Origin of the sequence: Vibrio splendidus (genome assembly GCF_001557875.1) — a bacterium.
Taxonomy (GTDB): Bacteria; Pseudomonadota; Gammaproteobacteria; order Enterobacterales; family Vibrionaceae; genus Vibrio; species Vibrio splendidus_F.
Genome location: NZ_LNRF01000013.1, coordinates 118,380 through 125,658, shown reverse-complemented (window position 1 = coordinate 125,658; position 7,279 = coordinate 118,380). Strand labels below are relative to the sequence as shown.

5 protein-coding genes are annotated in these 7,279 nt (G+C 43.2%); 2 read left to right on the top strand and 3 right to left on the bottom strand.

Translation table 11 applies throughout. From position 1 onward, the window contains the following. The 3 genes from ATB74_RS21535 to ATB74_RS21525 form a co-directional block, all read right to left on the bottom strand. Nucleotides 1-1,113, bottom strand: a 1,113-nt coding sequence (locus ATB74_RS21535) for an aldehyde dehydrogenase family protein (protein WP_155645163.1), incomplete at its 3' end; no start/stop codon positions are given. 252 nt (nucleotides 1,114-1,365) lie between these two features. Next, nucleotides 1,366-2,247: a LysR family transcriptional regulator gene (locus ATB74_RS21530; protein ID WP_061019703.1), complete on the bottom strand. Its 882-nt coding sequence runs from the start codon at nucleotides 2,245-2,247 to the stop codon at nucleotides 1,366-1,368. Nucleotides 2,248-2,324: 77 nt separating this feature from the next. After that, nucleotides 2,325-3,767 (bottom strand): sugar porter family MFS transporter, encoded by a 1,443-nt coding sequence (locus tag ATB74_RS21525; RefSeq protein ID WP_061019702.1) that lies wholly within the window; start codon nucleotides 3,765-3,767, stop codon nucleotides 2,325-2,327. A gap of 555 nt (nucleotides 3,768-4,322) precedes the next feature. Here ATB74_RS21525 and iolE point away from each other — a divergent pair. Together iolE and iolD are read left to right on the top strand one after the other, a co-directional pair. After that, nucleotides 4,323-5,216, top strand: a complete 894-nt coding sequence (gene iolE / locus ATB74_RS21520) for a myo-inosose-2 dehydratase (protein ID WP_061019701.1) — start codon at nucleotides 4,323-4,325, stop codon at nucleotides 5,214-5,216. A gap of 115 nt (nucleotides 5,217-5,331) precedes the next feature. Beyond that, nucleotides 5,332-7,203 (top strand): 3D-(3,5/4)-trihydroxycyclohexane-1,2-dione acylhydrolase (decyclizing), encoded by a 1,872-nt coding sequence (gene iolD, locus ATB74_RS21515; protein ID WP_061019700.1) that lies wholly within the window; start codon nucleotides 5,332-5,334, stop codon nucleotides 7,201-7,203. The last annotated feature ends 76 nt before the right edge of the window (nucleotides 7,204-7,279 follow it).

Here is a 7,279-nt window from a genome sequence, read left to right as displayed (position 1 = left end):
ACCAGATGTGTGACCGATACCACCGATTTCAACCATAGTTACCGCTTGAGCAACAGCATCTTCGAAGTCGTCTGCACGGAATAGACCTAGAGTTGGAGATAGTTTCTCGTGAGCGAATTCGTCATCGATCGATACTTTACCTAGACCTTCACCTACAAGTACTTTTGTATCAGCAGGCACTTTAACACCCGCCATTTCAGCGATTGCTGGAGCAGGCTGACCTACAATTTTAGCGTTTAGGTTGCCGTCGATAAGCAGAACTTTACGTACTTTTTCAGCTTCAGCTTTGTTTAAAACGTATGCTTTGTGAGAAGCAAAACGCTCTTTTACTTCGTCGTATACTTCATCAACTACGATTGCTGCTTGCTCAGAAGCACAAACAACGCCGTTATCGAAAGTCTTGGACATAAGGATAGAAGCTACTGCACGCTTAATGTCCGCTGTTTCATCAATAACGATTGGCACGTTACCAGCACCAACACCGATTGCAGGCTTACCAGAAGAGTATGCTGCTTTAACCATGCCTGGACCACCAGTCGCAAGGATAAGAGCGATACCATTGTGCTTCATAAGCGCGTTAGAAAGCTCAACTGAAGGTTGGTCAATCCAACCGATGATGTCTTTTGGAGCACCTGCTGCTACTGCTGCATCTAAAACAAGCTTAGCTGCGTCGTTTGTAGAGTTCTTAGCACGTGGGTGTGGAGAGAAGATGATACCGTTACGGGTCTTCAAAGAGATTAGAGATTTGAAGATTGCTGTTGAAGTCGGGTTAGTCGTTGGGACGATACCACAGATGATACCGATAGGCTCAGCGATAGTCATTGTGCCTAGGCTGTCATCTTCTTCTAATATGCCGCACGTTTTTTCATCTTTGTATTTGTTGTAGATAAATTCTGAAGCAAAGTGGTTTTTGATTACCTTATCTTCAACGATACCCATTCCAGATTCAGCAACTGCTTGTTGTGCTAGTGGAATACGAGCATGGTTAGCTGCTAAAGATGCTGCGCGGAAGATAGCATCAACTCTTTCTTGAGAGAAGGTTGAGAACTCTTCTTGTGCAGCTTTAACGCGAGCTACTAGAGCATCTAGTTCAGTTATATTAGTTACGGGCATTTTTAGCCTCCGGTCTTAGTTAAAGGTTGTATTAAACTCGGAAATATAGTGGCAATATGTACCCATTATTTTATCCGTGCTTTTATATTTCATAGATTAAGAAATATTGTATTAAGTAGTTAGTAATTAAGATATAGACATAAAATCAAAGCCTCTTTGCATATATGCAAGTGAGGCGTCTAATTGGATTAAAGAGCGTGATTTATTTAAGGGACTTAACCTTAAAAAATTCATACACGAATACTTGTCTCTTTAGGCTAAAAGGTAGTCTTTAAAATGAATGGCGACGGCAGAGGCGTTAGCTGGTGGGTGATAATAAATATTCAAGCTCCAAATACTAGTATCAAAGTCATTTAGAATCGCGACAATTTCACCTTGTTTAATGTAATCGTTGACTAAAAATAAAGGTAAGTAGGCAATGCCTGCACCATTTAATGTTGCCTGTAGCAGCAAGTCGCTATCATTGACCTCTAGTGACTTAGGTACCTTTATTATTTGGCATTCATTATTTTGGTGAAACACCCAGTCATTACTACCAGTCAGGGTGGTGGCAAATAGACACTGGTGGTTTGTTAACTCACTAGGAGCGGCAGGCGTTGTATGTCTTGTTAGATATTCAGGTGAGGCTACGACTACAAATGGGCTTTGCATAACTTCACGGCGTACTAGGTGTAGGTCTCGCTCTCGGTATCCTTGATAAGTCGCATTCGCGCTGATCGTAATATCGCTGTCCGCAGCATGATCGAGTGCCCAAGGAGTGATGTTGAGATTAAACGTGACATTTGGGTTGGTCGTTAAGTATTGGCCTATTTTTTTCATAAGGAAGTGGTTTGCAAACACCGGTGTACAGATAATATCGATATGGCCTTTATCGTGCTGCTGATAATCTTGCATGCTCCGTACGACTGCTTCCGAGCGATCAACGATAAGCGAGAAATCATTGAATAGCTTTTGACCCGCAGGGGTCGGCTTCAAAAGACGGTTGTTACGTCGATAGAGGGGCATACCAAATTTTTGCTCCAGCTCTTGTAACCATCGGCTGCCAGCAGAAACGGAGATATTCAGTTTTCGAGCGGCTGCTGAGATCGAACCGGTGCGTACGACATAAATGAAGAACGCCATTTTATCTAACATCTACCCACCTTTGTGATTAATAAAAAAGAAAACAGGCTATGTATTGAAATAGCCTGTTATTGCGTTACTTATGTGATTTAAACCGTTGCTTCAGTCGTTTTGACTGGCGCTTTTTTACCCAGTTTTTTAGCCATGACTTTTTCCATATCTTCAAGGCTGACCCCTTTTGTTTCAGGAACATATTTCACAACGACCACCATACAAATCAGTGATAGTGCCGCGAATACCCAGAAAGCAAAGGCGCCATTGAAGTTCTCTTTTAGGTAAGGGTTTTCATTTAGCATTGGGAAGCTTTGGGTCACGATGAAGCCAGTAAACCACTGTGCACCAACCGCGATAGCCATCGCTCGAGAACGAATACTATTCGGGAATATTTCAGAAATCATGGTCCAGCATGCGCAACCCCATGATGTTGCATAAGCTACCACATACAAACACAAAGCAAATAAGGCGGCGTAGCCCTCTGTTCCGGTGTAGAGTACATAGCCTACGATAGTCATACCGAGCGCGCAGCCAAGCGTACCGTATTTCATTAATGGTAAGCGACCAACTTTATCGATTAAGTACATACCTAATGCATTACCAAGAATGAAAACAATACCGACAAATGTAGTTTGAAATAACGCGTTCTCAGTACCACCTGCGATAGGTTTTAGAATCTCTGGTGTGTAGTACATGATGACGTTGATACCAGTCAGCTGTTGCGCGGCTGCAACAAAAGTACCGATGACTAAAATTGAAAAGAGTAGTGGTGAACGCAAGCTAATTTTACTGTTTTTCGAGGCATTTGTCGGGACTAGAGATTTTTGGATATCTAAGATGACACGATCAGCGTGCTCCGGGTTTGATATGCGTGAAAGTGTATCTTTAGCTTTGTCCAACTTACCTTTTAATACTAACCAGCGCGGAGATTCTGGAATCATAATTAGAAGACAGCCAAATAGTGTTGCTGGTAATACCTCAGAAGCTAGCATCCAACGCCATCCCACATCAACCAACCAAGCTTCAGACATCCCTTTTGCAATTAAATAGTTAACGTAGAAAACACCAGTTTGTCCTATAACCGCTGATTGCTGGAACATACTGACTGCTCGACCGCGGAAATCTTTTGGTGCAACTTCAGACATGTACATTGGGGATACCACACAAGCGATACCAACTGCCACACCGCCGATGATTCTGAATAAAACATAGATGGTAAATGTAGGTGCGATAGCGGAACCAATAGCGGAGATGATAAAGAGCGCAGCAGATAAGAAAAGTGCGCTTCGTCGTCCGTATTTTAGGGCAACAGTTCCTGCTGATACCGCACCGATAATACTTCCTAATACTACACTAGAGACTGCCCATCCCGTTTGAGCTGGCGTTAGACCAAAATGATCTCTGATTGGTCCAATTGCACCGGATATTACGGCAGTATCGTAGCCGAGTAAGATTCCCCCTAGTGCAGCGATACAACAAATTCTAACTATGTAAGCGATATTATGTTTGTGAGACTGTGTCCCATTATTAGGTGACATTACATACTCCTTTGTATTGTCCATACACTCTCTTAACCATCAAATAAGCTAGTGCTGGGCGATTATTCGATACTCGGTGAATGTAGGGTTAGAGTATCGAATTAATAACTCGCCAATGAATTTTGTAATAATAATAAATATTAGTGATAAATATTTTTCATTTTGGCGATGTGAGAATCATAGTGTTTCATTTCAACTACGGCTAGCAAATACACAGTTAATTACTCCATTATGTTAACCTGATCAAAATGTGGAAAATATTTATCAAATGTCAGGTTCTGGTTAAGTTGTTGATTTTAAAGTTTAAATTGCTTTGTGATCTGTGCCACTCTTTTCCTGTATCGCCCGTAATCCCTAGGTTTTTTCAGTTTTAATTTGAATTCTAAATTTATAATCGCCAAATGAAAAATATTTTTCATTTTGATTTTTTTGGATTATATTTGTCCCCAGTGAAGCAAACTGGTGCGGTCAACCTCTACTACATGCGCAAATAGCGTTGATGAGAAAACTGACCTCATTACATTTAACTTATAAAAACATTTTTGGAGTACGAACATGAGCAAAGTTCAATACGGAATTAGCCCTTTAACTTGGACAAACGATGATATGCCAGAGCTTGGTGGCGAAATCCCGTTGGAGACATGTTTGAGTGAAATGTCGGAATCTGGCTTTACTGGTACAGAGCTAGGTACAAAATACCCAAGAGAGCCAGAAGTTCTTATCCCACTACTTAAAAACCACAATCTTGTGCTTGCGTCTGGTTGGTTCAGTGGCAATTTGATGACGTTGACAGCAGAAGAAGAAATTGCAGAGATGCAAGGTCACATTCTTTTGCTTAAAGCGGCAGGCTGCAAAGCGATGGTTTATGGCGAAGTGAGTAACACCGTTCACGGAGATATCAATAAGCCTTTGTCATCTCGCGTTATTTTAACGGATGACGAGTGGAAAACGTACGCTGAAAAATTGACAACGGTCGCTGACTACTTATTTAACAAGCACGATATCAAACTGTCTTTCCACCACCATGTGGGCACGATTGTTGAGACAGAAGAAGACATCAACCGTTTGATGGAGCTGACTGGAGATTCTGTGTATCTCACTCTGGATACTGGTCACATCACGTACGGTGGTGGTAACCCAGTTAATATTATTGAGCGTTGGGGTCACCGTATTGGTCACATGCACTTTAAAGATCTTCGTATTGAAGTAATGAATGCGGCGCGTGACGCAGACAAGTCTTTCCTAAATGCAGTATTAGATGGTGTATTTACCGTTCCTGGTACTGGTGATGTGAATTACGACGACGTATTCGCAGCGCTTAAAGCTCGTAACTACGAAGGTTGGTTATTAGTTGAAGCTGAGCAAGATCCTGCAAAAGCACACCCACTAACGTTTGCAAAAACCGCGTACGAGAACATCACAGGCTACGCGAACAAATACGGCTTGTAATAAAAATGGCTTATTGAAGGGAGTCCCAACAATAAGCCAAAAAAGTCGACATATATGGAATACTCCATTGGCACCACCTTGTGCCAATGGCGTGTAAGAAATATCGAGGAAGAAGATGAAAACTGTACGCCTAACTGTTGCTGAAGCCCTAGCGAAATACCTTGCAGCGCAGAAAATTGTAGTCGATGGAAAAGAAGAGCAACTGTTTGGTGCTGCCTTTGCCATTTTTGGTCACGGCAATGTGACATGTTTTGGTCAACAGCTTAAGAATATCGAAGAACAAATCCCAACATGGCGTGGTCAAAACGAGCAATCTATGGCGACGGCTGCCATTGCTTATGCAAAAGCCAATAAGCGCCAGCGTATCGGTATCGCAACCAGCTCAATTGGACCTGGTGCAACGAACATGGTCACAGCAGCGGGTATTGCCCATACTAACCGTCTGCCTTTATTACTTATTTCTGGTGATGCTTACGTTAGCCGTCTACCAGATCCAGTGCTTCAGCAACCAGAAAACTTTGAAGATCCATCGGTCACCTCTAACGACGCTTTCAAACCTCTTACTCGTTATTGGGATCGTGTGTTGTCTCCTTCACAGCTGATGCATACGCTACCTCAAGCGCTCGATACCATGCTTGACCCTGCAACCTGTGGTCCGGTTTTCCTTGGCTTGCCTCAAGATGTCCAAGGCATGGCTTATGATTTCCCAGAAGTCTTTTTTGCTGAAAAATGTCACCGAATTCGTCGTCCTGAGCCAGAAATGATTGTGCTCGAAGAAGCGAAAGCTATTTTAACTCAAGCGAAAAAGCCATTGATTATTTCTGGTGGTGGGGTGCATTACTCTCTGGCCACTGATGAACTTGCTGCATTTGCCGCTAAGCACAATATTCCGGTGGTAGAAACCATTGCTGGTCGCGCCACTATGCTGCAAGACAACCCGTTGAACGCTGGACCTATTGGTGTGACAGGCTCAAATTCTGCCAACCACATGGCAAATGAAGCCGACGTAGTGGTTGCTATTGGTACGCGTTTACAAGATTTCACTACAGGTTCTTGGAGCGTATTTAAAAACCCAGACATGCAACTTATTAGCATCAATGTGGCTAAATTTGATGCGATTAAACACTGTTCATACCCTGTGTTGGGTGATGCACAAACCTGTATGAACAAGCTTTCAGGCTTGCTAGCAGACTGGCGCTCAAGTGACGAGTGGTCTGCTAAAGCTAAAGCAGAAGCGGATGAGTGGAAAGCGTTGGTTCACCGTCGCACTCACCCACAAGACGGTGAATTGTTGGCGGGTACGTCCTCTTATGCTGAAGTGATTGGCAAGCTAAATCACAGCATGGAAGAGGGTGACACTGTTCTGACTGCTGCTGGTGGTTTACCGGCTGAGCTCTCGATGAACTGGCAAAATTACCAAATTGGTAAATTTGATATCGACTTCGGTTATTCCTGCATGGGTTATGAAATTGCGGGGGGGTGGGGCGCTAAAATTGCCAACCCAGATAATGATGTCGTGGTTCTTGTTGGTGATGGTTCATACCTAATTCAAAACTCAGACATTTATTCGTCTGTCCTAACTGGGCACAAAATGATTGTTGTTGTATGTGACAACGGTGGTTTTGCTGTCATCAATAAATTACAAAACAACACGGGCAACGAGTCATTTAATAACTTGCTAGAAGATTGTCGTCGACCTGACGGTGAGTTGGCTCGCGTCGATTTTGCCAAGCACGCCGAAGCGCAAGGCGCGATCAGCGAGAAGTTAACCTCAATTACTGAATTTGACGCGGCGTTTGCAAGAGCAAAAGAAGCGGACCGCACATACGTCATTGTGGTTGATATTGACCCGGTTTCTCCAGCCGCTTGGTCTAAGTGTGACTGCTGGTGGGAAGTTGGGCTTCCGGAAGTGACTCGTAATGAAGAGACTGCCAAGAAAGTTGCCGACTGGGAAGAAGGTCGCGCAAGTCAGCGCCGCGGTGTCTAAAAAGAATATTAAAAAAATCACAATAACTTAACCACGATACATCCGTGTTAGCGGATGTATCAGGTAACGGAGCAAA

Excerpts from the sequence above, each read along its gene's own strand:
- ATB74_RS21530 (WP_061019703.1), bottom strand. The coding sequence starts at position 2,247 with ATGTTAGATAAAATGGCGTTCTTCATTTATGTCGTACGCACCGGTTCG.
- ATB74_RS21525 (WP_061019702.1), bottom strand. The coding sequence starts at position 3,767 with ATGTCACCTAATAATGGGACACAGTCTCACAAACATAATATCGCTTAC.
- iolE (WP_061019701.1), top strand. The coding sequence starts at position 4,323 with ATGAGCAAAGTTCAATACGGAATTAGCCCTTTAACTTGGACAAACGAT.
- iolD (WP_061019700.1), top strand. The coding sequence starts at position 5,332 with ATGAAAACTGTACGCCTAACTGTTGCTGAAGCCCTAGCGAAATACCTT.